This is a genomic window from Lawsonibacter celer (genome assembly GCF_014281125.1).
Taxonomy (GTDB): Bacteria; Bacillota; Clostridia; order Oscillospirales; family Oscillospiraceae; genus Lawsonibacter_B; species Lawsonibacter_B celer.
Genome location: NZ_JACOEA010000001.1, coordinates 242,690 through 268,012, shown reverse-complemented (window position 1 = coordinate 268,012; position 25,323 = coordinate 242,690). Strand labels below are relative to the sequence as shown.

Below are 25,323 nucleotides of genomic sequence, written 5' to 3'. Positions count from 1 at the left end.
GTTTTATTCCAGATTGGTGTATCCCATCAGATATGTGTCCACGGCCCGGGCGGCCTGCCGACCCTCCCAGATGGCCCACACCACCAGGGACTGTCCCCGGTGCATGTCGCCTGCGGTGAATATTTTGGGCACGCCCGTTGCATAGTCGCCCGCCTGGGTATGCACCGCGGCGCGTGGGGTGAGCTCCACGCCGAAGGCCTCAGCCACATAGCTCTGCGCCCCCAGGAAGCCTGCGGCGATGAGCAGCAGGCCGCACTCCAACGTCTGCTCGCTGCCCTCCACCGGGCTTAGATCCGGATGGAGCCTCACCGTCTTGACCGCCTTGATATTCCCCTTTCCGTCTCCAATCAGCTCGGTAAGCGTGGTCTGGTAGATGCGGGGGTCGTGGCCGAACACCGCGATCGCCTCCTCCTGGCCGTAGTCGGTCTTACAGACCTTGGGCCATTCCGGCCAGGGATTGCGCTCCGCGCGCTGATCCGGGGCCTTGGGCATCATCTCCAGCTGCACCACGCTCTTGCAGCCGTGGCGGATACAGGTGCCCACACAGTCGTTGCCCGTGTCGCCGCCGCCTACGATGACCACGTCTTTTCCCTTGGCGGAGGGGAAGGTACCCGGCGCCAGGCCGGAGTCGAGCAGGCTGCGGGTGGTCTCCTTCAAAAAGTCCACGGCAAAGTACACGCCGTTCACATCCCGGTTCTTTACCTTCAGATCCCGCGGGTTGGAGGCGCCGCAGCAGAGCACCACCGCATCGAAGCCGTCCAGCAGCTCCTGCGCCTCTTTTTCCCGGCCCACATCCGTACCGGTGACAAATTCCACTCCCTGGGCGGCCATCAGGTCCAAGCGACGCTGGACAATCCGCTTTTCCAGCTTCATATTGGGTATACCGTACATGAGCAGGCCGCCGGGGCGGTCCTCCCGCTCAAAGACGGTGACGGCGTGTCCCCGCTTGGACAGCTGGTCGGCGCAGGCCAGCCCGGCCGGGCCGGAGCCCACCACCGCCACCTGCTTGCCCGTGCGGGTCTTCGGCGGACAGGGGGCGACCAAGCCCCGCTCCCAGGCGTCCTCAATGATGCCCAGCTCATTCTCCTTGATCGTCACCGGGTCTCCGTGGAGGCCACAGGTGCAGGCTGCCTCGCACAGGGCGGGACACACCCGACCGGTGAACTCCGGAAAGTTGTTGGTCTTCATCAGGCGCTCCAGGGCGTGGCCGAAGTTGCCAGTGTATACCAGGTCATTCCACTCGGGAATCAGATTGTGCAGCGGGCAGCCGGACACCATGCCGCCCAGCACCGCGCCGGACTGGCAGAAGGGCACGCCGCACTCCATGCAGCGGGCGCCCTGGCGGCGGCGGTCCTCCCGGCCCAGCCGGGGGTGAAACTCATCATAGTGCCCGATGCGCTCCAGGGGCGCCTGGGCCGGGTCGCCCTGGCGCTGATACTCTAAAAATCCAGTGGGCTTTCCCATCCCTCACTCTCCCTTTCTGGTGTTGACGTAAAAGGCCTCGACCTCAGCTTGCGCGCGGGTCATGCCCTTTTCCTCATATTGGGCAATGGTGCGCATCATCCGGTCGTAATCGCGGGGCAGAATTTTTTTGAACAGGGAAAGATAGCGCTCAAAATCCGCTAAAATTTCCATGCCCCGCCGGGACCCGGTGGCCGCCACGTGCCCCTGGATGAGGGCCTTGAGCTCGGCGACGTCGTGCTTTTCCGTCACCAGCTCCATGGACACCAGCGCCTTGTTCAGGCGCATATACAGGTCTCGCCCCTCGTCCAGCACAAAGGCCACGCCGCCTGACATACCCGCGGCAAAATTCTTGCCTGTGGGGCCCAGGACCACCACCCGGCCGCCGGTCATATACTCACAGCCGTGGTCGCCCACGCCCTCTACCACCGCCGTGGCACCTGAATTGCGCACACAGAAGCGTTCCCCGGCCACGCCGTTGATGAACGCCTTGCCGGAGGTGGCCCCGTAGAGGGCCACGTTGCCCACAATGATATTCTCCTCCGGCTGAAACGCGCTCTCCCTGGGCGGATAGACCACCAGCCGGCCGCCGGAAAGGCCCTTTCCGAAGTAGTCGTTGGCGTCCCCCTCCAACTCCAGGGTCAGTCCCTTGGGGATAAACGCGCCGAAGGACTGCCCGCCGCCGCCGCTGCATTTGATGGTGAAGGTGTCGTCGTCCAGGCGATTCCCGTGGAGGCGGGTGATGTCCGAGCCCAGGATGGTCCCCACGGCCCGGTCGGTGCTGGACACCGCCAGCTCGACGCGGCGCTTCTCCCCCTTCTTCAGGGCGGCGGAGAGCTGCCGCTCCAGCAGGCGCAGGTCCACGGTCTGATCCAAGTGGAAGTCGTACCCGTCCTCCGGATCAAAGTGGCGCTTGGCCGCGCCCGCGTAGGGGTTGTCCAGGATGGCGGACAGGTCCACCGTGGCCGCCCGGCCGTTGACCGCCGGGACGCGCTGCTTCAGCAGGTCTGTGCGGCCCACCAACTCCTCTACGGTGCGCACGCCCAGGCGCGCCATGTGCTCCCGTAGCTCCTGGGCGATGAAGCGCATGAAGTTGACCACATACTCCGGTTTGCCCCGGAAGCGCTTGCGCAGCTCCGGGTTCTGGGTGGCCACGCCCACAGGGCAGGTATCCAGGTTGCACACCCGCATCATCACACATCCCATGGTCACCAGAGGCGCAGTGGCGAAGCCGAACTCCTCCGCCCCCAGCATACAGGCGATCGCCACGTCCCGGCCGCTCATGAGCTTGCCGTCGGTCTCGATGACCACCCGGGAGCGCAGGTCATTCTGGATCAGGGTCTGGTGGGTCTCCGCCAGGCCCAGCTCCCAGGGCAGGCCCGCATTGTGGATGGAGGTGCGCGGCGCAGCGCCGGTACCGCCGTCATAGCCGGAGATAAGCACCACCTGGGCACCCGCCTTGGCCACGCCGGCGGCGATGGTGCCCACGCCCGCCTCGCTGACCAGCTTGACAGAGATACGGGCCTGCCGGTTGGCGCTCTTCAGGTCGTAAATCAGCTGGGCCAGGTCCTCAATGGAGTAGATGTCGTGGTGGGGCGGCGGGGAGATCAGCGTGACGCCCGGAGTGGAGTGGCGGCACTTGGCAATCCAGGGGTAGACCTTGCCGCCGGGCAGGTGGCCGCCCTCACCGGGCTTGGCCCCTTGGGCCATTTTAATCTGGATCTCCTTGGCGCTGACCAGATACTCGCTGGTGACGCCGAAGCGGCCGGAGGCCACCTGCTTGATGGCAGAGCTGCGGGCAGGGTCGGCCAGGCGGTCGGGCTCCTCGCCCCCCTCGCCGGAGTTGGACTTGCCCCCCAGCAGGTTCATGGCGCGGGCCAGGCACTCGTGGGCCTCCTGGGAGATGGAGCCGTAGCTCATGGCTCCTGTCTTGAAGCGCTTTACGATGGAGTCCACGCTCTCCACCTGGTCCAGAGGGATGGGTGTGTCCAGGTACTGCATCTCCAGCAGACCCCGGAGCGTGTGGGGCTTGGTCTCGTCGTCCACCAGGGCGGTGTACTGCTTGAAGAGCCCATAGTCACCCCGGCGGGTGGACTCCTGAAGCAGATGGATGGTCTGGGGGTTGTACATATGGTCCTCCCCATTGGCCCCGGCCCTGGCCTTGTGGGCCCCTCTGGAATCCAGGGTCAGGTCGGTGCCCAGGCCCAGGGAATCAAAGGCTCTGGAATGGTTGCGCTCCACCATCCGGGCGATCTCCTCCAGCCCGATCCCCCCCACCCGGGAGACCGTGTTGGTGAAATACTCCTCCACCACGTCCCGGTTGATGCCGATGGCCTCGAAAATCTGGGCGGACTGGTAAGACTGGAGGGTGGAGATGCCCATTTTGGAGGCGATCTTCACGATACCGTGGAGAATGGCGGAGTTATAGTCGTCCACCGCAGTGTGGAATTCCTTGTCCAGCAGGCTCTCCTCAATGAGCTCCACAATGGTCTCCTGGGCCAGATAGGGGTTGATAGCCCGGGCCCCGTAGCCCAGGAGGGCGGCAAAATGGTGCACATCCCGCGGCTCGGCGGACTCCAGGATGATGGAAACCGCCGTGCGCTTCTTCGTCCGCACCAGATACTGCTCGATGGCGGACACCGCCAGCAGGGACGGGATGGCCACATGGTTCTCGTCTACGCCCCGGTCGGAGAGAACCACAATGTTGGCCCCGTCCCGATAGGCCCGGTCCACCGCCACGAACAGGCGGTCCAGCGCCCGCTTCAGCGGGGTGTTTTTGTAGTAGAGGATGGAGACCGTCTCCACGTGGAAGCCCGGCTGCTTCATCGCCTTGATTTTCATCATATCCGTGGAGGTGAGGATGGGGTTGTGAATCTGAAGCACCCGGCAGTTCTCCGGCCGCTCCTCCAGCAGATTGCCGTCATCCCCCACATAGACGGTGGTGTCGGTAATGATCTCCTCCCGGATGGCGTCGATGGGCGGATTGGTCACCTGTGCAAAGAGCTGCTTGAAGTAGTTGAACAGAGGCTGTTCCTTATCGTCCAGCACGGCCAGGGGGATGTCGATTCCCATGGCTGCGGTTGGCTCGGCCCCAGTGCGTGCCATGGGGAGAATGGTGGTGCGCACGTCCTCATAGGTATAGCCAAAGGCCTTCTGCAGGCGGGCGCGCTGCTCCTTGGAGCGTATCTCCACCCGGTGGTTGGGAATCGGCAGGTCGGACAAATGGAGCAGATTCCCGTCCAGCCACTCGCCGTAGGGCTGGCGGGAGGCATAGCGGGCTTTGAGCTCATCATCCCCTATGATGCGGCCCTCCCGGGTGTCCACCAGGAGGATCTTACCCGGCTCCAGACGGGATTTTTTTATAATCTTGTCTGGCGGCAGCTCCAGCACCCCCACCTCGGAGGAGAGAATGAGCTGGCCGTCGCTGGTAATGTAGTAGCGGGAGGGCCGCAGGCCGTTGCGGTCCAGGACCGCCCCCACCACGTCGCCGTCTGAAAACAGAATGGAGGCCGGACCGTCCCAGGGCTCCATCAGGGTGGCGTAGTACTGATACAGATCCCGCTTGGCGCGGGAGATGGTCTTGTCCCCGTTCCAAGGCTCCGGGATGGCGACCATCACCGCCAGGGGCAGCTCCATACCGGCCATCATCATAAATTCCAGGGTGTTGTCCAGCATGGCGGAGTCGGACCCCGCCACGTTGACCACCGGCAGCACCTTTTCCATATCCGGCTCCAGCAGCTTGGAGGACATGGTCTCCTCCCGGGCCAGCATGCGGTCCGCATTGCCCCGGATGGTGTTGATCTCCCCATTGTGGGCGATGAGGCGGTTCGGATGGGCCCGCTCCCAGGAGGGGTTGGTGTTGGTGGAGAAGCGGGAGTGGACCAGGGCCACGGCGGACTCGTAATCCCGGCTGCACAGGTCGGGATAGAAGCGCCGCAGCTGCTCCACCAGAAACATACCCTTATAGACGATGGTGCGGCTGGATAGGGAGACCACATAGGTATCCCCGCTGGACTGCTCAAACACACGGCGTGCCACATAGAGCTTCCGGTCAAAGTCGATGCCGGAGCGCACCTGCGCCGGCCGGGCCACAAAGCCCTGCTCAATAAAGGGCATTTTTGCCAGAGCCTTATGCCCCAGGATCTCCGGGCAGACCGGCACCGTGCGCCAGCCCAGGAACTCCATCCCCTCCTTCTGCACAACGACCTCGAACATCTTCTTGGCCTGGCTGCGCTTGAGGGTGTCCTGTGGGAAGAAGAACATGCCGACGCCGTAGTCCCGCTCCCCGCCCACTGCAAAGCCGCATTTCTTAATCGCCTTGGCAAAGAATTTGTGGGAGATCTGGACCAGGATCCCCACACCGTCGCCGGTTTTACCCTCGGCGTCTTTCCCGGCGCGGTGCTCCAGCTTTTCCACAATCTTCAGCGCTTCATCCACGGTACGGTGGCTTTTCCGCCCTTTGATGTCCACCACCGCGCCAATGCCGCAGGCGTCGTGCTCAAAGCGGGGCGAATACATACCCCGCTGCGGATAGCCCTCTGTTCTGATTTCATCCATATTGACCAACCCCTTTCCCGGGTAATAAAAAACGAGGCACGGCGTGCCGCACCGGCTTCCACTCAGCCGGTGCGGTCATCCGTACCTCTTTGTACGCGGTTTTGGTTGTTACAGGGCTTCTTTAATCCGCTTCACCGCTTCGGCGGTAGCCTCCGCCCCGCCAAAGGCGGTCAGGCGGATGTACCCCTCCCCGCTGGGGCCAAAGCCCGCGCCGGGGGTGGTGACGACGTTGGCCTTCTGCAGAAGCAGGTCAAAAAAGCCCCAAGAGGCCATCCCATCCGGGGTCTTGGCCCACACATAGGGGGAGTCCGTCCCGCCGGATACTGTGAGCCCGGCGGCGGCCAGCCCCTCCCGGATGACCTTGGCGTTATTCTGGTAGAAGGCGATGGTCTCCATCACCTGGGCGCGGCCCTCCGGGGTATAAATAGCCGCCGCGCCCCGCTGAACCACATAGGGCACGCCGTTGAATTTGGTGGTCTGCCGACGGTTCCAGAGGGCGTTCAGACTGGCGCCGCCCCGCTCCAGTTCCTTGGGCACCACGGTGTAGGCACAGCGGTTTCCGGTGAAGCCGGCGGTCTTGGAGAAAGAGCGGAACTCAATGGCGCAGGTCTTGGCCCCCTCGATCTCAAAGATGGTGTGCGGAATCCCGGGCGTGGTGATAAAGGCCTCGTAGGCGGAATCGTAGAGGATCACCGCCCCGTTGGCGTTGGCATAGTCCACCCAGGCCTTGAGCTGCTCCCGGGTCGCCACCGCTCCGGTGGGGTTGTTGGGGAAGCACAGGTAGATCAGGTCTACCCGCTCCTCCGGAATGGCGGGGGAAAAGCCATTTTCCGCCGTGCAGGGCATGTAATGCAGCCTGGTCCACCTGCCGCTGCGCTCGTCGTACTCCCCAGCCCGGCCCGCCATGGCGTTGGTGTCCACATAGACCGGATAGACCGGGTCGCACACGGCCACCACATTCTCCACACCGAAGATATCCCCGATGTTGCCGCAGTCGCTCTTCGCGCCGTCAGAGACAAAGATCTCATCCGCCGCAATCGCCACCCCGCGGGTCTGATAATCCTGTGCGGCAATGGCCTCCCGCAGGAAGGCATAACCCTGTTCCGGCCCATAGCCGTGGAAGCCCTCCGCCGTCCCCATCTCGTCCACAGCCGCGTGCATCGCGGCGATCACCGCCGGGGCCAAGGGACGGGTCACGTCGCCGATGCCCAGCTTGATGAGGGTTTTCTCAGGGTGCGCCTCGGAATAGGCGGCCACCCGGCGGGCAATCTCGGAAAACAGATAGCTGCCCGGCAGCTTCCGGTAATTTTCATTGATCTTCGTCATCTTGCTTGCTCCTTTGCATTCTTATTCTATTGGGTATTCCCCATTGAATACCGTTACGGCGGGGCCGGTCATATCCATGGTCCCCTCCTCCGTCTCCCAGCGGATGTCCAGCTCTCCTCCGGGCAGCTCCACGCGGGCCTGACGCCCGCACAGCCCGCGGGACGCCGCAGCAGCAACGGCGGCGCAGGCGCCGGTACCACAGGCCAGGGTCTCCCCGCTTCCCCGCTCCCACACGCGCATCCGCAGCCGGTCCGCGGCAAGCACCTGCACAAATTCCGTATTTACCCGATGGGGGAAGCTGGGGTGGCACTCAAAGCCGGGCCCCAGTGCGGACAGATCCAGACCTGCCAGCTGATCCAAAAACAGCACCGCATGGGGATTTCCCATATCGACCGGAGTTACCGTAAAGTCCATCCCGTTTACAGATATGGTCCGGGGCTCTTCCACGCGGGGCACTCCCATCCCCACTGTCACGGCGCAGACCGCTCCGGCCTCGGTGTGAAGCCGCAGGGTCTTGATCCCCGCCAGTGTCTCAATCAGCAGCCTGGTCTGCCGCGTCAGGCCCTGGTCATACAGGTATTTGCCCACGCATCGAATTCCATTCCCACACATCTCGCCCTCAGAGCCGTCTGCGTTGAATATGCGCATCCGGACGTCCGCGCAGCCGGAGGGGCAAATGCAGATCAGGCCGTCCGCCCCAACGCCGAAGTGCCGGTCAGACATGCGCCTGGCCAGGTCCGGCAGATGCTCTGGCTCGCCCTCCAAGCAGTTGAGGTAGATATAATCGTTGCCCAGGCCCTGCATCTTGGTGAATTTCAAATGGAACACCCCCGCATAATAGCATAAGGGCGGCAGTCAAGTGATCTGACTGCCGCCGTAAGACAGCTTCGTCTTATGCTATATGCGTATGAAGTTCAGGTTCCTTCTAATACCAGCTGCGCCGTCTGGATCAACTTGGCGCCGCTGTCCATGCTCCTCTTCTGGAGGAAGCGGTGGGCCTGGGCCTCCGTCATGCCGTGCCGCTCCATCAGCACTTCCTTGGCCTGGCGGATGATCGCCTGCTCCTCTTCGCTCCGCCGGGGCTTGATAAACCGCTCCAGCCGGTGGCCCACCTGAAGGAGCATACGCACAGAAGCAATCAGATCCCCTTTGGATACCGGAGAGGAGAGCTTGAAAATGTCCTCATTCTGGCACAGATCCAGCAGGCTCTGCACCGCCACAACCAGCATGGCACACGATGTGGGGAGATCGTCGAAGAGCCCCTCCGCCGACTCGTCGGCCAGCTTATATCCACAGACCACAGTTGTAATGTGCAGCTTATTAACCGCCTGTTTCACCTGGTCGGCGGATTTGCATACGACGCAGGACGCTGTTCCGGAATTCTCTAAAAGCTCTTTGATCCGCCAACAGCTTTTATCATTTTCAAAGGCAACGATCACCTTTTCCATACTTCTTCAACTCCTTTTCTCTAAGGAGTACTCTGCACAATCGTCTGGGATGCCGTCAATAGTTGATGATGTACTTCTCACGCTCCCAAGAGCTGACGCGGGTGCGGTACTCATCCCACTCCTTGGTCTTGCCCTCGATGTAGTTCTCCGCCACATGCTCACCCAAGGTGTCCAGGACCAGCTGGTCTGCCTTCAGGGCCTTGATCGCCTCCTCCAGAGAGCCGGGCAGAGCGTCAATGCCCTTCCCCTCGCGGGTGGCCTCATCCATGGCAAAGATGTTCTCCGTGATTTCCGCCGGGGGCACCATGCCCTTCTCAATGCCATCCAGGCCGGCGGCCAGGCAGACGGCCAGCTCCAGGTAGGGGTTGCAGCAGGGGTCGGGGCTACGCAGCTCCACACGGGTGGACTGACCGCGGGAAGCGGGGATGCGGATCAGCGCGGAACGGTTGGAGGCGGACCAAGCCATGTAGCAGGGGGCCTCATAGCCGGGCACCAGCCGCTTGTAGGAGTTGACCAGGGGATTGGTGATGGCAGCCATCCCCTTCACGTGGTGGAGCAGGCCCGCGATGAAGCTGTACGCCTCCTTGGAAAGGCCCTTCTCGCCGTTGGGGTCGTAAAACGCATTCTTGCCGTCGCGGAAGAGGGACATGTTGGTGTGCATGCCGGAGCCGTTGATGCCGAAAATAGGCTTGGGCATAAAGGTGGCGTGCAGGCCGTTCTTCTGTGCCAGGGTCTTGACCGCCAGCTTGAAGGTCATGATCTTGTCGGCGCACTCCAGCGCGGGCGCGTACTTAAAGTCGATCTCATGCTGGCCCTCGGCCACCTCGTGGTGAGAGGCCTCGATCTCATAGCCCATCTGCTCCAGGGCCAGGCAGATCTCCCGACGGGTGGACTCGCCGTGATCCAGGGGGCCCAGGTCAAAATAGCCGGCCTCGTCGTTGGTCTTAGTTGTAGGCTTGCCCTCTTCGTCGGTCTGGAACAGGAAGAATTCGGCCTCGGGTCCTACGTTAAAGGTGTCATAGCCCATCTTCTTGGCCTTATCCAGCACCCGCTTGAGCACGCCGCGGGGATCGCCCACAAAGGGGGTTCCATCGGGATTGTACACGTCACAGATCAGGCGGGCCACCTTGCCGTGCTGGGGCCGCCAGGGGAACACAACAAAGGAATCCAAGTCCGGGTAGAGATACTGGTCGGACTCGTCGATGCGGACAAATCCCTCAATGGAGGAGCCGTCAAACATGATCTTATTCTCCACCGCCTTCTCGATCTGGGAGGCTGTGATCGCCACGTTTTTCAGCTGGCCAAAGATATCGGTGAACTGCAGTCGGATGAACTCAATGTCCTCCTCCCTTACCATGCGAATGATGTCTTCCTTGGTGTACGACATTGCAGGAATCCCCTTTCATCATTTCATTCTATGCTCAGCTCGCGGGAAGCAAAATAAAGGCGCTCCGCCCATGGGGTCGGAACGCCTTCGTTCTCAACTGATGGTATGAGTATACGAGGGAAAGCAGCTCCTGTCAAGGCATTTTTTGAAAGCCATTTTAACTTTGTTGCAAACATCAGCGGTCAGGCTCCGTTTTGGCCCGTCCTTTATGCAGTTTTTGCAGAGCATCAATGCAAACAGGGGAACTGCGTCAGATTTGGAGCGGATAGGTCCGCGTAAAGCACCCGTCACAGAAGCCGCAGTCGGTGTCCGGCGCGGATCTGATGCAGGGCATCCAGACTCAGGAAGCACAGGCTGTCCACGCCGATCATCCGGCGGATTTCCTCCAGAGAATAGCAGCAGGCGATCAAATACACCCGCCCAATCAGATCATAGCAACTCCATCCCTCAAAATACTACCACAGAGACTTTTGCATTACAATCGGTATTTTCGTGTGCTTTTTTCCTCCTCTGCCGGGAGCTTTCCAGCGAACTTGACGACAGGGCCGGGAAACAGAGGCGTGAAAAATGCATATACTAAGGGCGAACAAAGACGTCCTCTGAGAAAAGGGGCGTCTTTTCTTTTGGAGGGATGCATATGTGCGGAATTGCAGGACAAATTGATTTTGACGGGAGCTGCCGGAAATGGGAGCCGGCATACGGGGCGATGCAGGCCTCGCTGCGGCGGCGGGGCCCTGATCAGGAGGGCCTGTGGCTGACCCCTCAGGCAGCCCTGATCCACACCCGCCTGTGCGTGGTTGACATCGCGCGCGGGACCCAGCCCATGGTGCTCCGGCAGGGGGGCCGGGAGCTGGCGCTGGTCTACAACGGCGAGCTGTACAACACCGAGGAGCTGCGCGGTGAGCTGCTGGCCCTGGGGCACCGCTTTCAGGGCCATTCGGACACGGAGGTGCTCCTTCACTCCTATGCCCAGTGGGGCGCGGACTGCGTGGAAAAATTCAACGGTATCTTTGCCTTCGCCGTTTGGGACGCCGGGTCGCAGCGGCTGTTCCTGGCCAGGGACCGCATCGGGGTCAAGCCCCTGTTTTACGCGCTCCCCCAGGGCGGCGGGCTGCTCTTTGCCTCGGAGATCAAGGCCCTGCTGGCCCATCCGCTGGTACCGGCGCAGGCGGATGGACAGACCGTGGCGGAGGTCATGCTCCTGGGTCCGGGACGCACGCCCGGCTGCGGCGTGTTCCGGGGCGTGCTGGAGGTTCCCCCCGCCTGCTGCGGCTTTTATGACCGGGATGGGCTGCGCCTGCGCCGCTATTGGCGGCTCACCGACCAGGAGCACACCGAGGGCTTTGAGGAGACCGTGGAGCATGTACGCGACCTGGTGCTGGACGCCATTGAACGCCAGCTGGTCTCCGATGTGCCGGTGGGCACCTTTCTCTCCGGCGGGCTGGATTCCAGCCTGATCTCCTCCGTGGCCGCCCGCCGGTTCCGCGCGGAGGGGAAACTGCTTCAGACCTTTTCCGTGGACTATGCGGAAAACCAGAAATACTTTACGGCAAGCAAATTCCAGCCCACCAGCGACAGCGGTTATATCACGCAAATGGCGGACTATCTGGGCAGTGACCACCACCTCATCCAGCTGGACAGCGGGGACCTGGCCCAAGCGCTCGACGCCGCGGTGGAGGCGCGGGATCTGCCCGGGATGGCGGACGTAGACTCCTCCCTGCTGCTCTTCTGTGAAAAAATCAAGCCCCATGTCACGGTGGCTCTCTCCGGCGAGTGCGCGGACGAAATTTTTGGCGGTTACCCCTGGTATCGGGATCCGGAGATCCGGGAGCGATACGGCTTCCCCTGGGCCCAGTCCACCGAATACCGTGAGAGCTTCCTTACCCCGGAGTGGCGCGCCCGGCTGGACGGGGCGGAATTGATAGACGCGCGCTACCGGGCCACTCTGGCGGATACCGACCTCCTACCCGGCCGCGCGGGGGTGGAGAAGCGAATGAAGGAAATGGTCAACCTGAACGTTCAGTGGTTCATGCAGACCCTGCTGGACCGGAAGGACCGCATGAGCATGTACAGCGGCCTGGAGGTACGGGTCCCCTTTTGCGACTGGCGCATCGCGGAATACCTCTACTCCGTTCCATGGGAGTGGAAGGACTACCAGGGCGTGGAAAAGGGCCTGCTCCGCCACGCCATGGAGGGCTGGCTGCCGGAGGAGGTGCTCTGGCGCAAAAAGAGCCCCTACCCCAAAACCCACCACCCGGCCTATCTGGCCGCAGTGTCCGGGCGGCTGCGTCAGGTCCTGGACACCCCCAACGCGCCGCTGTTTCAATTTGTGGACCGCGCCGCACTGGAGCAGCTGCTCTCTTCCAGACGGGCCACCCCCTGGTATGGCCAGCTGATGACCACCCCCCAGACCATTGCCTATTTCGTCCAGGTCAACTACTGGCTGGAGCACTATCAAATCCGGCTGGTATAGGACAAAAGGAGCCGCCGCAGGACAATGTCCCGCGGCGGCTCTCTTCTGTTTTCAGGAAGTCTGCTCTCCCTTGATTTCGGCCCAATAGCGCCTGGCCGCCTGCTCGGTCTTATTATCGCCGTACTGATAATAATGGGCGTGTTTCAACAGGTCGGGCAGGTACTGCTGTTCCACCCAGTGGCGGGGATAGTCGTGGGGGTAGAGATATCCCTGCTCCCGCTCCATCCCCGCAGAGTCAGCATGGACATTCTGCAGGTGGCGGGGATAATCCCCGGTCTTTCCTTTCTTCACATCCGCCATGGCCCCGGCAATACCCAGGTACACGGAATTGGACTTGGGGGCCGTGGCCAGCAGCACCGCGGCCTGGGCCAGAGGCAGCCGCGCCTCGGGCAGGCCCAGCTGCATGGCGTTGTCCACCAGGGCCTTGACGATCAGGGCCGCCTGGGGATAGGCCATGCCCACATCCTCGCTGGCTGAGCAGAGCAGGCGGCGGATTGCGGTGATCATGTCCCCCGCCTCCAGCAGGCGGGCCAGGTAGTGGAGCGCCGCGTCCGGGTCGGAGCCCCGCAGGGACTTCATCAGGGCGGAGGCGATGTCGTAATGGTCGTCCCCCGCCCGGTCATACCGCATGGCGGAGCCCTGGGCCACAAGCCGGGCGTCGTCCAGGGTCACCCGGAGCGCCGCCCCCTCCCGCCGGGCGGAGGTGAGCAGCAGCTCAATGGCGTTCATGGCCTTGCGCACGTCCCCGCCGCAGGCGGAGGCGATGTGTTCCGCCACCCCCTCCTCACAGACCACCTCGCTCTCCAGCCGTCTGGCCATGAGAGCCACGCCCCGGTCCACTGCGGGGCGCACGTCGGCGGCGGTAAGGGGCTTGAACTCGAACACCGTGGAGCGGGAGAGCACTGCGTTGTACACATAAAAATAGGGGTTCTCCGTGGTGGAGGCAATGAGGGTGATCTTCCCGTTCTCCATAAACTCCAGCAGGCTCTGCTGCTGCTTTTTGTTAAAGTACTGGATCTCATCCAGGTAGAGCAGCACTCCTTCCGGGGCCAGCATGGTGCCGATGTCTCCAATGATACCCTTGATGTCCGCAATGGAGGCGGTGGTGGCGTTGAGCCGGTGGAGGGGCCGATTGGTGCGCTTAGCGATGATGTTCGCCACTGTGGTCTTACCCGTGCCCGAGGGGCCGTAAAAGACCAGATTTGGGATGTTGCCGCTGTCAATAATGCGGCGCAAGAGGCCGTCCGGCCCCAGAATATGGCCCTGTCCCACCACCTCGTCCAGGGTCTCGGGCCGTATTTCGTCCGCCAAAGGCCGGTATGTCATGGTGCAGACCTCCCTTAATCCGCCAGAATGGAGGGGAAATTTCCCCTCCATTCTAACACATGTTCGATTATCCGTAAAGGGTCAGTTCCGCTCCGTCCCCTGACCGGTGGTCAGGTCCGCCTGATACTGCTTCTCCCCCACAGAATAGGTAAAGGTGCGCTCATCCGTGCTCACTACCCAGTCCGAACCCGCGGACTTCCCGGACAAGGTCACGGTGCGCCCGTCCCGGCGGATGAACTGCAGGGTCTCATAGAAATGCATTCCGCCGCTGTAGTGCAGGGCCAAGACAGTGCCATAGGCGGTATCTGCCCGGAAATCCACAATGGACTCGGTCTGCCCCAGTCGGTAGAGGGAGGTCCACACTGCCCGCTCATAGGCGGCGTTCTCCAGCTTGGCCACATTTTCCTTGCTCCGGCTCACAGGCGCGTTCTCATGCAGCCGCAGAAAGGTGACCACCGCCTGCTCCCGGCTGTAGGTGCCCAGGGGTTCAAACACTTTGGCCCCAACGGAGGTGCTCCCCATCACACCCAGGCCCACCACAGTGGCGATGTCGTCCTTGGCCCAGTCGGCCATGGCGCCGTAGTCTCCATACTCGCTGTAGAGGGCCTGCCGGTAGTCCTCCGGATCCAGAATCTCATAGCTGCGGGCCAGCATGCAGGCCGCCTCCTGCCGGGTAATGGCGCCCTCCGGGTCGTAGACGCTGCCGTCCCCCTTGCCGTTGACGATGCCGATGAAATAGGCCGAATTAATGTAGCCCCGCTGCTCCCCCTGCGGCAGGTCGGTCAGGTAGAAGTGGCCCTCGTCGTCCGCAAAGCGCTCCCACCAGGTCAGGCCGTCGCCAAAGTCCTCCTCCCCCCAGAATTCTCCGTTACGGTCAGGCATGAGGGTCATATAATCGTTGACAAAGGCCGCGTCCTCCGTGTAGCCGTACTCCAGCGCCAGATAGCGGATTGCCAGCACGGCGAACTCCCCACGGGTGATGGGCTGCTGCCAGTCCCCCTGTACGGCCTTCGGAACCAGTCCCAACTGCTCCGCCCGGGATGTCTCCTCCGCCGCCCACTCCGATGGCGCGCCCGCTGCGGCGAATGCAGGCGTCAGGCAGGCACACAGCAGTGCCAGAGAAAGTGCAAGTGATACCAACCGTTTCATAATCAGTGCCTTCCTTTCTTTTTTCATTCTATCTGAAACAACACATTTTCCTGAGGATTAGTTTCGCCCTTCCCCCTATTTCCGGTCTCCGGCGGCCAGCCACCCTGTCGGCTCAGCCAGTCAATGTCGCCGGCCTGGATGGCCTCCAGGCTGTCCGCGATCCGCTCCTCGGACCAGTTCCACCACTGGAGCTCCAGCAGTCTGGAAATTACCTCGTCGGAAAAGCGCCTGCCCATGGGTCGGGCGGGAACACCGCCCACAATGGTATAGGGCGGCACGTCCTTTGTGACCAGCGCGCGGGCGCCGATCACCGCCCCGTCGCCAATGGTGACGCCGGCCAGGATAAGCGCTTCATAGCCGATCCACACATCATTTCCAATGACGATGTCGCCGCGGTTGTCCCATGCGTCCCCGACTTCTTCCGCATCCAGCCCCCACTCCTCGAAGAAAATGGGAAAGGGATAGGTGGACAGGGAGCGCAGGCTGTGGTTGGCACTGTTGAACAGGAACTTCGCCCCGCAGGCGATGGAGCAGAATTTGCCGATCACCAGCTGCTCATGGTTGATCGGATAATGGTAAAGCACGTTGTTCCGCTGAAAATCTCTGGGGTCGTTCACAAAATCGTCGTATATGGTGTATTCGCCCACATAGATGGACGGGTCGGTCACCGCATTCTGCAGGTAAATTGTGCTGTGTCCCTGAGAACGGGGATATATTTTCCACTGCGGGATCATCTTACTACCTCCTGAATCTTTCGGTGTTTATCTCCGGACGATCCCGCTGTGTACAATACACCGCTTCAAAGCATATCACCCTTTCCTCAGTGGCTGCCTAAATCATATCCTAATCTCCCTATTTTTTCAAGATAGCATTTGTCAAGGGGGATTTTTACAATCTGCTACGGCTTTATAAAAGCAGGGGGGCAACCCCTCTTGATTGCCATAATGCACCGTGGTAGGAAGCTGTCAAGAGTACCGTAGGCGGAGCCGGTCTCTTGACAGCTTCCCGGCTCGGCGCTGCCAACAGGGTGTAGGCCTGCTGGAGCGTCCCCATCAGAGAGCGCACAGCTGACGTCAGGCAGTACCACCTCCCGCTTGCGGGTGGTGAGTACGTGCGCCCTTGATGCCCTTGCCGTTGAACAGCAGGCACACATCTTGAAACCGTTTTCCCTGTGTGTTATAGTGTTAAAATCAGCAAAAAGGTTTTTTTCATATGAATCGAGGCCAAACGATGTTTTCCAATAAAGACCTGCGGAACTTGATTATTCCATTGTTTGTTGAACAATTCTTTCTTATGCTGGTTGGTATCGCCGACACATTTATAGTCAGCTTTTCCAGCGAGGCGGATGTCTCCGGCGTGTCGCTGGTCACATCTTTTAATACAGTACTCATTTTTCTGTTCACGGCGCTGTCCGCCGGCGGTGCGGTCATTATCAACCAGTATATCGGTAACAAGAATGAGAAAGCGGCTTCCCGTTCCTCCGGGCAGCTGCTGATGATTTCCGCAGTCATTTCCGTTATCATGATGATCTTGATCCTGTTGTTCCACACTCAGCTTTTAAGACTGCTGTTCGGCAAAATCGAAGAGGATGTGATGGTGGCCTGCGAATCCTATCTTTGGATCACAACGCTGTCCCTGCCATTCCTTGCGGTTTATGACGCAGGCGCGGCGCTGTGCCGAAGCATTGGGAAAACCAATGTGACCATGAATATCTCCATCGTTGCCAATGTCATCAATGTGGTCGGCAACTGCGTGGGCGTGTTTGTCTTAAAATTGGGTGCGGTGGGTGTAGCCTATCCGTCGCTGCTTTCCCGGATACTTTCCGCTGTTGCGGTTACGGTTTACTGCTTCAAAAAGCAAAATCCGGTGCGGTACAGACTTGCGGATATATTCACTTGGGACGGTAGCCTACTGAAAAAGATCATGGGCATCGCTCTGCCCAATGGCATTGAAAACGGCGTACATCAGCTTGTGAAAGTGGCGCTATCCAGTATGGTGGCGCTGTTCGGCACCTATCAGATCGCGGCGAATGGCTTGGCACAAAGCATCTGGTCGCTGGCTGCCATCATGGGGCTTGCGATGGGACCGGTTTATACAACGGTAATCGGACAGTGTATGGGAGCGCAGGATATTGATGCCGCCAACTTCTATTTTAAGAAGCTCAACCGGATCACGCTTGTGCTCTCGGTTGCGTGGAACACTTTCATTTTCGCCATTACACCACTGATTATCCGGTATTCCGCCATCTCGCCGGAGGCGAAGGAGCTGGTGGTTTGGCTGGTACTGATCAATAACATCTTCAACGGTCTGGCGTATCCCTTTGCCGGTCCCCTTGGCAATGGACTTCGGGCGGCCGGTGATGTGAAATTTACCATGATCGTATCCATCACGCTGACAATCGCCGCAAGGCTCCTGTTCTCGGTTCTGTTCGGCTTGCGGCTTAATTGGGGTGTCATCGGTGTGGCAATTGGTATGAGTATTGACCTTGTTTTCCGTGGCGCAATCTTTATCTGGAGACTGAAATCGCAGAAATGGACGCAGTTTCACCTGATTTGAAGATGAGCATAACGTGGATATCATCCACAATTCCCAACTGTTCAGTCTAAAAAAGCGGAGACATGACCGTCTCGGCGTGTCATGCTCCCGTCTGACTTTCGTCTGTCCCCCTTTCTGCTGATCTTCCACTTTACAACAAATGAGCCGCCAGCCATGTGTATTAGGTGGTAGAAATCACCTTTTACACAATACAACTCAATACCCTCACCAAGGAAGAATGTAACCCGTCTATTCAATCGACCTCGTATTTGAAACACAAAATTCTTGCAGCAGGCATACCCTTCATGATAAATTAGGAAAAACGACAGGCCCGCGGCCAGAAGGGAGCCTCTCTGATATGTCCAAAAAATACATTTGTGTGACTGGTGGGGTCATCCTCTGCGCCCTGCTGGCGTATGGGCTCCTCTCCTATCTCTTTACCCCGATCTATACCGATGTTTCCCTCTCCTACCCAGCCATCTGCTGCCGGGACGGGGCCGGCTTTGAGCCGGTCACAGTGACTTTTGAGGGACAGATCAAGGACGTGCGGGCCACGGGCAGCAGCCGGTTCATCGGGGAGTTGGCGGTTGGCAGCCGGACCGCCGTCTATGAGGACGTGGACACCGGCCTTGCCCTGGACCTGATCGGCCAGACCCGGCTCCCCCTGGTATTCAGCGACGAGCCCGCCGCCTCCGACGCCACCCACCTGCTCCAGTGGGGCCGTCTCTCCTTTGTGGTCATCGAGGAAATGGCCGCCCCGCCCGACGGCTCCGACATCCTCGTTTCCGAGGCCGTGATCTTTGCCCCTGCCTCCTCCCCGGAGGAGGCGCTGGAGCGGCTCCAGCCGCTGATCAGCAGCGAGTTCTCCTCCGCCAGCTATCTGCCGCTCTTTTTGGAGGAACAGATTTCCGGCAAAGCAAAATAAAGCAGGGGACGCCTCCGCATAGTGGAGGCGTCCCCTGTCTGCTTTATTTTATTCGTAGAGCGGGCATTTGGCGGTGAGCTGCGCCACTTCGGCCCGGATGGACTTGGCTTTGGCGTCAAAGTCCGTGGCCGCCTGCCAGATCAGCCGGCCGATGATCTTCATGTCCTCCTCCTTGAAGCCGCGGCTGGTGGCAGCCGGGGTGCCCACCCGGATGCCGCTGGTGACAAAGGGCTTCTCCGGGTCGTTAGGGATGGCGTTTTTATTGACCGTGATATTCACCTCATCCAGACGGCGCTCCATCTCCTTGCCGGTAATGCCTGCCTTGCGCAGGTCCACCAGCATCAGGTGGTTGTCCGTGCCGCCGGATACCAGGTCAAAGCCCTGCTCCACCAGAGTCTGAGCCAGGACAGCGGCGTTATTGATGATCTGCTGCTGATAGACCTTGAACTCCGGCTTGAGGGCCTCGCCCAAAGCCACGGCCTTGGCGGCAATGATGTGCTCCAGGGGGCCGCCCTGGCTGCCAGGGAAGATGGCGGAGTCGATTTTCTTGGCCAGCTCCTCTTTGCACAGGATCATGCCGCCCCGGGGGCCCCGCAGGGTCTTGTGGGTGGTGGTGGACACCACATCGGCATAGGGCACCGGAGAGGGGTGCAGGCCCGCGGCCACAAGGCCGGCGATGTGGGCCATATCCACGAAGAGATAGGCCCCCACCTCATGGGCGATTTCGGCAAAGGCCTTGAAGTCGATGACCCGGGGATAGGCAGAGGCCCCTGCCAAGATCATTTTGGGCTTATGCTGCCGGGCCAGGTCCCGCACCTGGTCGTAGTCGATGTAGCCCTGGTCGGTCAGGCCATAGGCCACCATATTGTAATTTTTTCCGGAGAAGTTCACCGGGGAGCCGTGGGTCAGGTGCCCGCCGTTGGCCAGATCCATCCCCAGCACGGTATCCCCGTGCTGGCACAGGGCCTGATACACCGCAAAGTTGGCGTTGGCCCCCGAGTGGGGCTGCACATTGGCGTGATCGGCACCGAAGAGCCGGCAGGCCCGCTGGCGGGCGATCTCCTCCACCACGTCCACACACTGGCATCCGCCGTAATAGCGCTTGCCGGGATACCCCTCGGCATACTTGTTGGTGAGCACCGTACCGGCCGCGGCCAGCACCGCCTCACTGACGAAGTTTTCCGAGGCAATCAGTTCAATGTTCCGGCGCTGCCGGTCATACTCGGCGCGTACCGCCTTCCCCACCTCCGGGTCCTGTGCTGTGAGAAAATCCATTATTTCCTTTACCATGCCAGCGCTCCCCTTTCAAGATCGTTGCATTTATTATAATCTATCTTTCTGTCAAAAACAATTGTCATCAAGTGAAAAACCATCTCGCTTTTTTCCCGTTCCTGTGGTATAATGTTATAATTCATATCCCCATATTCTTCGACGAGGTGATCCCAATGAAATCCCAGCAGGACGTTGTTGCCATTGTAGAGGCACTGAAGGAACTTTATCCGGAGGGCATCTGCTCCCTGGATTATCCCAAGCCCTATGAGCTGCTATTTTCGGTCCGTCTGGCCGCCCAGTGCACGGATGAGCGCGTCAACATGGTCACCCCTGCCCTCTTCGCCCGTTATCCCACTCTGGAGTCCCTTGCAGAGGCGGATGTCTCCGAGGTGGAAAGCTATATCCACTCCACCGGATTTTTCCGGGCCAAGGCCAGGGATATTGTAGCTGCCTCCCGCATGATGCTAGAGGAGTTCGGCGGCAAGGTGCCCAACAATATGGAGGACCTTTTGAAGCTGCCCGGCGTGGGTCGCAAGACGGCCAATCTCATTCTGGGGGACGTGTATCACACGCCCGGTGTGGTGGTGGCAGACACCCACTGCATCCGTATCTCCGGCAAGCTGGGGCTTACCGACGGCACCAAGGACCCGGTCAAGGTGGAGCAGCAGTTGCGTCCCATCCTGCCCCCTGAGGAGTCCAATGACTTCTGCCACCGTCTGGTGCTCCACGGCCGCGCGGTCTGTATGGCCCGCAAGCCGGACTGTGCCAACTGTACCCTGCGCCCCTGGTGCGATTTTTTCAATAAGAGCTGACCGCTTCCTCTACATATACAGAAAATGAGCCCGCCTGTCCGGCGGGCTCATTCTTTATGCAGGAGTTATAATACAGCGCTCCTTCCAGTGGCCGCGCAGATAGACCACCAGGCAGATGACCAGGCCGATGGCCCAGCCGATGCCATAGGACCAGTACAGGTTTTCCGCACCGAAAAAATAGGCCAGGAGATAGGCCATGGGCACCCGTGCGGCCCACATGGCGATCACAGAGGCCACCATGGGCACCACCGTGGAGCCCGCGCCTCTCAGTACGCTGGCCAGGTTGTTGAATACGGCCAGGACAAAGATGCAGGGCACCACCCGGATCAGATAGGCCTCGCCGGCGGCTACCACCGCCGGGTCCTGGTTGAAGATCATCAACAGGGGGCGGCGCAGGGGCAGAATCAGCGCCGTGGTCATCACGCTTACGCCCATGCACAGCGCCAAAGCGGTCCACATCCCTCTCCGGACGCGGTCCAGCCGCCCCGCCCCCATATTCTGCCCCACGTAGGTGGTGACGGCGGTGGCGAAGGACTGGATGGGCATGAAGGCAAAGGCGTCAATCTTATTGCCCACGGCAAACCCGGCCGTTACATTGGTTCCAAAGCCGTTGACCAGCGCCTGCATAATGAGCATGGCCACGGAAAACTGGCACTGCTGCACTGCGGAGGGGATGCCAAGCCGCAGCACCTGACGGAGCAGATCCCGGTCTATTTTATGTTGAAAAAACTTGATATGGATCATTGGATATCTGCGGTTGATGTAGAAGATCCCGAACACCCAGGAGCAGGCCTGGGCAATGATGGTGGCCAGGGACACCCCAAACACCCCCCAGTGGAACACCAGCACAAACAGCAGATCCAGAACAATATTGAGCACACAGGCCACGGCCAGGAAAATCAGCGGCGTCCGGCTGTCCCCCAGCCCCTGCATGATTCCGGTATTGATGTTATAGCCCAGGGTGCCGATCACGCCCGCAAACACCACCATACAGTAGACGAGGGCCTCCGGATAGACGTCCCCGGGCACCTGGATCAGCCGCAGCAGCGGGCCGCAGACCAGAACCCCCACCACGGTCAGCGGGAGGATCAGCACGGCAAAGGCACTGTAAAGGGTATCCACCGTATCCTTGACCCGGTCCAAGTCCCCGGCGCCCACATACTGGGCGATCATGACCGTGGCGCCCATAGAGAAGCCGATAAAAAGGGAGGCCAACAGGTATACAATGGGAAAGCCGGTGCCCACCGCGGCCAAGGCGGTGGCGCCCACGTAATTGCCCACCACAAACGAGTCCACCATATTGTACAGCTGCTGCAGAACATTCCCCGCCAACAGCGGCAAGGCAAAGGCCGCCAGCAGCCTTGCCGGCGACCCTGTCGTCATGTCCACAGCACCTTTTTTCTCTTTTGTCCGTGCGCTCACAGGCATTTCCTTTCTTCGGCCGCCTGCTCCCGCTCATAAATGATGCGCAGGCCATCCAACACCAGCTGGCTATCCACCACATCAATGAGATCGGTATTATCCGCCACCATGCGGGCCAGCCCCCCGGTAGCCACCACCTTGATCTCCGGGTATCCCATCTCCTCCTTGGTGCGGCGGATCAGATACTCAATGGAGCCGATATAACCCAGCACCGCCCCCGCCTGAATCTGTCCTGTAGCGGTGATGCCCAGCACCGTGTCCGGCTTGGCCAGCTCAATATGGGGCAGCAGGGCCGTCTTCTGAAAAAGCCCGTCAATGGATACCCGCACTCCGGCGGTAATACACCCGCCCAGATAGACGCCCTCCGGGCTGAGTGCGTCCACGGTGGTAGCGGTGCCGAAATCCAGCACAATCACCGGCGCGCCATACTTGGCAATGGCGGCGATATCCGCCACAGCCCGGTCAGGCCCCAGACGCTCGCCGCCCTCGTCGCTTACATAGGGCAGGCGGGGATCCAGGCCGTCGTCAATGATCAGCGGCGCTTTTCCCACATATTTGATGATGGCGCGGCTCAGGGTGTACATGATGGGCGGCACGACTGAGCCGATGACCGTGTCCTTCACCGCCCCCAGCTCCAGCCCGAAGCGCTGAAAGTATTCGCACAGATACAGTCCGATCTCGTCCGAGGTCCGATTGACGTCCGTTTTCAGACGGAAGCTCCCGATCAGTTTTTCCCCCCGGAAGATTCCGAACTCCATGTTGGTATTGCCTACGTCTACGGTGAGCAGCATTACCCTATGCCTCCTTTTTGCTTGCTAGACAGCGCCGATCCGGCAATCCGCCCTGCCGCCGCTGATCTCAATCACGCCGTATGTCCGCCGGAGCGGTCCCCGGATGGTGCCCGGGTTGAGCACCCAGAGGGCCCCCTGCCGGTCGCACAGGGGAAGGTGCGTATGTCCAAAGAGCAGAATATCCGCACCCGAGGACCGGGCGGCCGACAGGGCCAGATCCAGGCCTGATTTTACCCGATAGCTGTGTCCGTGGGTGAGCAGCAGCGTCCGTCCGCCCACGTGGAGCAGCCGCTCGTCCGGCACATCGCACCAGCCGTCACAGTTGCCGCAGACCTGGACCAGAGGGAGCTCCGGATACCAGTCCGACAGACGCTGGGCATCCCGCACCATATCCCCCAGATGGAGGAGCTGATCCGGCCGCTCCCGCTCCACCGCCTGGGACATGGAGTCCGTATCGCCGTGGGAATCGGAAAAAACCAAAAGTTTCACTGGAATCACCTTATCTGTATCGGTACATATAATGAAATGAACGCCATTATAATGGAATGAGACGGAGGGTATGCATATGGCAAATCCGCAATCCAATCTGGACGAACTGATGAAAGACCCCAAAGCAGCCGGGCTGCTGAAAAACAAAGAGGTCCTTCAGCGTCTGCTCACATCGCCGGACACCAAGCGGCTTATGGAGCTGCTCAGCAAAAACGCAGGTGACAGCCTGAAATCCGCAGCGGCCAAAGGCGACACCAGTGCCCTGGTGGGTATGGTCCAGCAGGTCATGGAGAGCAAAGAGGGCGCGCAGGTCATCGGACGCATCCGCCAGTCGGTACCAAAAGAGAAACAGTAGACAATTTAAGGGGGCGAGCGGCATGGCCGAGTTTGAGGAAAAACTGAATGCCATTCTCGGGGATCCGGAGGCCATGGGGCAGATCGTCTCCATCGCCAAGGCGCTGACTGGGGAGACGGCCAGCTCTGGAACCAGCCCCGCCCAGGAGCCAGCCGGGGAAGCGGCCTCCCCCCCGGAGGAGGCTGCTTCCTCACCGCCTCCCGATCTGTCGCCGCTGCTGGGACTACTGGGCGGTTCGGACGGCGATGCCAATCCGCTCTCCGTGCTGGGCGATCTGGACCCCAGGCTCATCCAGGCCGCCCTTACCCTTTTTGCAGAATACTCCGCCTCCGACGACCGCAAAGCCGCCCTGCTCAATGCGCTGCGGCCCTTTTTGAAGGAGACGCGCAGAGCCAAGGTGGATCAGGCGGTCAAGATCGCCCGGCTGGCCCGGGTCATTCGGGTCGCCTTCCAGCTCTTTAAGGGAGGCGGCGAGGAGGTGTCGGGCAATGTATAACCGCTACATTCCAAACGGCTCATCCTATACGCGGATTACCGAGGAGGACGCGCCTTCCCCCAATCCAAGGCAGGCCCCGCAGCCCACCCCCGAGCCGGACGCTCCCCCTTCCGGCGCGGCGCAGAAGGCCGACGAGAGCACACCCGCTAAGCACTCCGGCGCGCTGTCCGCGCTGCTGAAAAAGCTGAAACTGGAGGACCTGGACACAGGGGACGTACTCCTGCTGCTAATCCTTCTCTTTCTCTTTCTGGAGGGGGACGACCTGGAGCTGGTCATCACCCTGGGCCTGCTTCTGGTGCTGGGTTTGGAGTGACCGGCGCCCTATTCCGGCGGCAGAACGCCGGCCGGGCAGGGCCGCTCCAGGGCGTAGGAGTACATGCGGTAGGCCAGCTCCTCCCCGTCCCAGGTCTCGGCCGCCACCAGCAGCCCGGTGTCCACCGAGACCCAATAGCGCTCCCGGTAGCCCAACTCCTGGTCCGCCGCCTCCACAAAGATACAGGGCAGGCCGCCCTTTTCCTCATAGCCGGTGCCGGCAATGTCCTCTTTCTCCATGGCCAGCACGTCCTCGTATGTGGGAATACGCTGACCCTCCAAATCGGCTGAGTGCTCATCCGCCGGGCCGGTCAGAGGGGCCGCGCTGTTTCCATAATAGACGCTCACTCTGCCCTCGCCCACCAGTGAGGTGCGCACCACGCCGCTGGGGCTGGTGGACTCCACCTTGACCCAGCCGCTGTCCGCCCACACCTTGGCGGTGGTAGTGCCCGCCTCTCCGCCGCCCCAGTAGTCCTCAATGGTGACCACCCGGTAATAGCTTTCCGGCCGGACCAGGGCGGCAATGACGTTCTGCACCGTATCGGCGGTCACCTCCACCTGGACAGGGCCGTCCGTGGCCGACGGCTCCGTTCCCCCGCTGCCGGATGGCTCCGGGGCCGTGGCGGTGGGAAGGACGATCTGCGGCGTGTCTCCGGTGAACAGATTTAAACCAAAGCTGGAGAACACCGCCACTACGATGACAATGCCGATCAGGATCACCAGGATGGTGCGATTGCGCCGTTCCAAGTCCGTTTCCCACCTTTCCGCTCCCCCGCTGGGGCCGTTT

The 25,323-nt window shown here is 60.8% G+C and carries 22 protein-coding genes; 7 read left to right on the top strand and 15 right to left on the bottom strand.

Translation table 11 applies throughout. From position 1 onward, the window contains the following. Window positions 1-3: 3 nt before the first annotated feature. From H9Q75_RS01225 to H9Q75_RS12740, 7 genes are all read right to left on the bottom strand, one after another. On the bottom strand, window positions 4-1,464 hold the full coding sequence (locus tag H9Q75_RS01225) for a glutamate synthase subunit beta (protein WP_186564345.1): 1,461 nt from the start codon (window positions 1,462-1,464) through the stop codon (window positions 4-6). 3 nt (window positions 1,465-1,467) lie between these two features. Further along, window positions 1,468-6,018, bottom strand: coding sequence for a glutamate synthase large subunit (gene gltB, locus H9Q75_RS01220; protein WP_186564344.1), 4,551 nt, complete (start codon window positions 6,016-6,018; stop codon window positions 1,468-1,470). A gap of 108 nt (window positions 6,019-6,126) precedes the next feature. Next, entirely contained in the window at window positions 6,127-7,344 is a 1,218-nt protein-coding gene (locus H9Q75_RS01215) for an LL-diaminopimelate aminotransferase (RefSeq protein WP_186564343.1), read from the bottom strand. 21 nt (window positions 7,345-7,365) lie between these two features. After that, entirely contained in the window at window positions 7,366-8,163 is a 798-nt protein-coding gene (gene dapF, locus H9Q75_RS01210) for a diaminopimelate epimerase (protein WP_279287621.1), read from the bottom strand. Window positions 8,164-8,258: 95 nt separating this feature from the next. Further along, a complete protein-coding gene (locus H9Q75_RS01205) occupies window positions 8,259-8,792 on the bottom strand; it encodes an ANTAR domain-containing response regulator (RefSeq protein WP_186564342.1) in 534 nt (177 codons plus the stop codon). A gap of 55 nt (window positions 8,793-8,847) precedes the next feature. Beyond that, window positions 8,848-10,179, bottom strand: coding sequence for a type I glutamate--ammonia ligase (gene glnA, locus H9Q75_RS01200; protein ID WP_186564341.1), 1,332 nt, complete (start codon window positions 10,177-10,179; stop codon window positions 8,848-8,850). Window positions 10,180-10,466: 287 nt separating this feature from the next. Further along, a complete protein-coding gene (locus tag H9Q75_RS12740; RefSeq protein ID WP_279287620.1) occupies window positions 10,467-10,589 on the bottom strand; it encodes a hypothetical protein in 123 nt (40 codons plus the stop codon). 227 nt (window positions 10,590-10,816) lie between these two features. Here H9Q75_RS12740 and asnB point away from each other — a divergent pair, with 227 nt between their 5' ends. After that, the gene (gene asnB, locus H9Q75_RS01195) at window positions 10,817-12,652 is read left to right on the top strand and encodes an asparagine synthase (glutamine-hydrolyzing) (RefSeq protein WP_186564340.1); all 1,836 of its coding nucleotides are present in this window, start codon (window positions 10,817-10,819) and stop codon (window positions 12,650-12,652) included. Window positions 12,653-12,703: 51 nt separating this feature from the next. On the opposite strand, the gene H9Q75_RS01190 is transcribed toward asnB, so the two are convergent. From H9Q75_RS01190 to H9Q75_RS01180, 3 genes are all read right to left on the bottom strand, one after another. After that, window positions 12,704-13,978: a replication-associated recombination protein A gene (locus tag H9Q75_RS01190; RefSeq protein WP_186564339.1), complete on the bottom strand. Its 1,275-nt coding sequence runs from the start codon at window positions 13,976-13,978 to the stop codon at window positions 12,704-12,706. Window positions 13,979-14,059: 81 nt separating this feature from the next. Continuing rightward, window positions 14,060-15,127 carry an S-layer homology domain-containing protein gene (locus H9Q75_RS01185; protein ID WP_186564338.1) on the bottom strand — a complete coding sequence of 356 codons (1,068 nt, stop codon included), beginning with the start codon at window positions 15,125-15,127 and terminating at the stop codon, window positions 14,060-14,062. Between the two features lie 23 nt (window positions 15,128-15,150). Further along, window positions 15,151-15,861, bottom strand: coding sequence for a CatB-related O-acetyltransferase (locus H9Q75_RS01180; protein ID WP_186564337.1), 711 nt, complete (start codon window positions 15,859-15,861; stop codon window positions 15,151-15,153). A 496-nt stretch (window positions 15,862-16,357) separates the two neighbouring features. Between H9Q75_RS01180 and H9Q75_RS01175 the strand changes: the two genes are divergently transcribed. Next, window positions 16,358-17,683 (top strand): MATE family efflux transporter, encoded by a 1,326-nt coding sequence (locus H9Q75_RS01175; RefSeq protein ID WP_243200635.1) that lies wholly within the window; start codon window positions 16,358-16,360, stop codon window positions 17,681-17,683. 337 nt (window positions 17,684-18,020) lie between these two features. Next, the gene (locus H9Q75_RS01170) at window positions 18,021-18,587 is read left to right on the top strand and encodes a hypothetical protein (protein ID WP_186564335.1); all 567 of its coding nucleotides are present in this window, start codon (window positions 18,021-18,023) and stop codon (window positions 18,585-18,587) included. Between the two features lie 48 nt (window positions 18,588-18,635). On the opposite strand, the gene H9Q75_RS01165 is transcribed toward H9Q75_RS01170, so the two are convergent. Beyond that, window positions 18,636-19,877 carry a serine hydroxymethyltransferase gene (locus H9Q75_RS01165; RefSeq protein WP_279287619.1) on the bottom strand — a complete coding sequence of 414 codons (1,242 nt, stop codon included), beginning with the start codon at window positions 19,875-19,877 and terminating at the stop codon, window positions 18,636-18,638. Window positions 19,878-20,032: 155 nt separating this feature from the next. Between H9Q75_RS01165 and nth the strand changes: the two genes are divergently transcribed. Next, the gene (gene nth / locus H9Q75_RS01160; protein ID WP_186564334.1) at window positions 20,033-20,671 is read left to right on the top strand and encodes an endonuclease III; all 639 of its coding nucleotides are present in this window, start codon (window positions 20,033-20,035) and stop codon (window positions 20,669-20,671) included. A gap of 54 nt (window positions 20,672-20,725) precedes the next feature. On the opposite strand, the gene H9Q75_RS01155 is transcribed toward nth, so the two are convergent. From H9Q75_RS01155 to H9Q75_RS01145, 3 genes are read right to left on the bottom strand one after another with little or no spacing between them, the layout of a single operon-like run. Next, a complete protein-coding gene (locus H9Q75_RS01155) occupies window positions 20,726-22,054 on the bottom strand; it encodes an MATE family efflux transporter (protein ID WP_243200634.1) in 1,329 nt (442 codons plus the stop codon). A 35-nt stretch (window positions 22,055-22,089) separates the two neighbouring features. Next, window positions 22,090-22,884, bottom strand: a complete 795-nt coding sequence (locus tag H9Q75_RS01150) for a type III pantothenate kinase (RefSeq protein ID WP_186564332.1) — start codon at window positions 22,882-22,884, stop codon at window positions 22,090-22,092. A 24-nt stretch (window positions 22,885-22,908) separates the two neighbouring features. Further along, the gene (locus tag H9Q75_RS01145) at window positions 22,909-23,373 is read right to left on the bottom strand and encodes a YfcE family phosphodiesterase (RefSeq protein WP_186564331.1); all 465 of its coding nucleotides are present in this window, start codon (window positions 23,371-23,373) and stop codon (window positions 22,909-22,911) included. A gap of 76 nt (window positions 23,374-23,449) precedes the next feature. On the opposite strand from H9Q75_RS01145, the gene H9Q75_RS01140 reads away from it, so the two are divergent. From H9Q75_RS01140 to H9Q75_RS01130, 3 genes are read left to right on the top strand one after another with little or no spacing between them, the layout of a single operon-like run. After that, the gene (locus H9Q75_RS01140) at window positions 23,450-23,728 is read left to right on the top strand and encodes a hypothetical protein (RefSeq protein WP_186564330.1); all 279 of its coding nucleotides are present in this window, start codon (window positions 23,450-23,452) and stop codon (window positions 23,726-23,728) included. Between the two features lie 22 nt (window positions 23,729-23,750). Next, window positions 23,751-24,224 (top strand): hypothetical protein, encoded by a 474-nt coding sequence (locus H9Q75_RS01135; protein WP_186564329.1) that lies wholly within the window; start codon window positions 23,751-23,753, stop codon window positions 24,222-24,224. Next, complete coding sequence (locus H9Q75_RS01130) at window positions 24,217-24,537, top strand: hypothetical protein (RefSeq protein ID WP_186564328.1); 321 nt, start codon at window positions 24,217-24,219, stop codon at window positions 24,535-24,537. Before H9Q75_RS01135 ends, H9Q75_RS01130 begins: the two co-directional genes overlap by 8 nt. Window positions 24,538-24,545: 8 nt before the next feature. Here the strand turns inward: H9Q75_RS01130 and H9Q75_RS01125 are convergent, their stop codons facing one another. Further along, a complete protein-coding gene (locus tag H9Q75_RS01125; protein ID WP_186564327.1) occupies window positions 24,546-25,283 on the bottom strand; it encodes a hypothetical protein in 738 nt (245 codons plus the stop codon). Window positions 25,284-25,323: the final 40 nt, after the last annotated feature.

What these genes read in the sequence shown, in the direction of transcription:
- gltB (WP_186564344.1), bottom strand. Translation starts at nt 6,018, where the DNA reads ATGGATGAAATCAGAACAGAGGGCTATCCGCAGCGGGGTATGTATTCG.
- glnA (WP_186564341.1), bottom strand. Translation starts at nt 10,179, where the DNA reads ATGTCGTACACCAAGGAAGACATCATTCGCATGGTAAGGGAGGAGGAC.
- H9Q75_RS01135 (WP_186564329.1), top strand. Translation starts at nt 23,751, where the DNA reads ATGGCCGAGTTTGAGGAAAAACTGAATGCCATTCTCGGGGATCCGGAG.
- H9Q75_RS01175 (WP_243200635.1), top strand. Translation starts at nt 16,358, where the DNA reads ATGTTTTCCAATAAAGACCTGCGGAACTTGATTATTCCATTGTTTGTT.
- H9Q75_RS01165 (WP_279287619.1), bottom strand. Translation starts at nt 19,877, where the DNA reads ATGGTAAAGGAAATAATGGATTTTCTCACAGCACAGGACCCGGAGGTG.
- H9Q75_RS01130 (WP_186564328.1), top strand. Translation starts at nt 24,217, where the DNA reads ATGTATAACCGCTACATTCCAAACGGCTCATCCTATACGCGGATTACC.
- H9Q75_RS01180 (WP_186564337.1), bottom strand. Translation starts at nt 15,861, where the DNA reads ATGATCCCGCAGTGGAAAATATATCCCCGTTCTCAGGGACACAGCACA.
- H9Q75_RS01170 (WP_186564335.1), top strand. Translation starts at nt 18,021, where the DNA reads ATGTCCAAAAAATACATTTGTGTGACTGGTGGGGTCATCCTCTGCGCC.
- asnB (WP_186564340.1), top strand. Translation starts at nt 10,817, where the DNA reads ATGTGCGGAATTGCAGGACAAATTGATTTTGACGGGAGCTGCCGGAAA.
- H9Q75_RS01140 (WP_186564330.1), top strand. Translation starts at nt 23,450, where the DNA reads ATGGCAAATCCGCAATCCAATCTGGACGAACTGATGAAAGACCCCAAA.
- H9Q75_RS01205 (WP_186564342.1), bottom strand. Translation starts at nt 8,792, where the DNA reads ATGGAAAAGGTGATCGTTGCCTTTGAAAATGATAAAAGCTGTTGGCGG.
- H9Q75_RS01190 (WP_186564339.1), bottom strand. Translation starts at nt 13,978, where the DNA reads ATGACATACCGGCCTTTGGCGGACGAAATACGGCCCGAGACCCTGGAC.
- nth (WP_186564334.1), top strand. Translation starts at nt 20,033, where the DNA reads ATGAAATCCCAGCAGGACGTTGTTGCCATTGTAGAGGCACTGAAGGAA.
- H9Q75_RS01225 (WP_186564345.1), bottom strand. Translation starts at nt 1,464, where the DNA reads ATGGGAAAGCCCACTGGATTTTTAGAGTATCAGCGCCAGGGCGACCCG.
- H9Q75_RS01215 (WP_186564343.1), bottom strand. Translation starts at nt 7,344, where the DNA reads ATGACGAAGATCAATGAAAATTACCGGAAGCTGCCGGGCAGCTATCTG.
- H9Q75_RS01155 (WP_243200634.1), bottom strand. Translation starts at nt 22,054, where the DNA reads ATGACGACAGGGTCGCCGGCAAGGCTGCTGGCGGCCTTTGCCTTGCCG.
- H9Q75_RS01150 (WP_186564332.1), bottom strand. Translation starts at nt 22,884, where the DNA reads ATGCTGCTCACCGTAGACGTAGGCAATACCAACATGGAGTTCGGAATC.
- H9Q75_RS01185 (WP_186564338.1), bottom strand. Translation starts at nt 15,127, where the DNA reads ATGAAACGGTTGGTATCACTTGCACTTTCTCTGGCACTGCTGTGTGCC.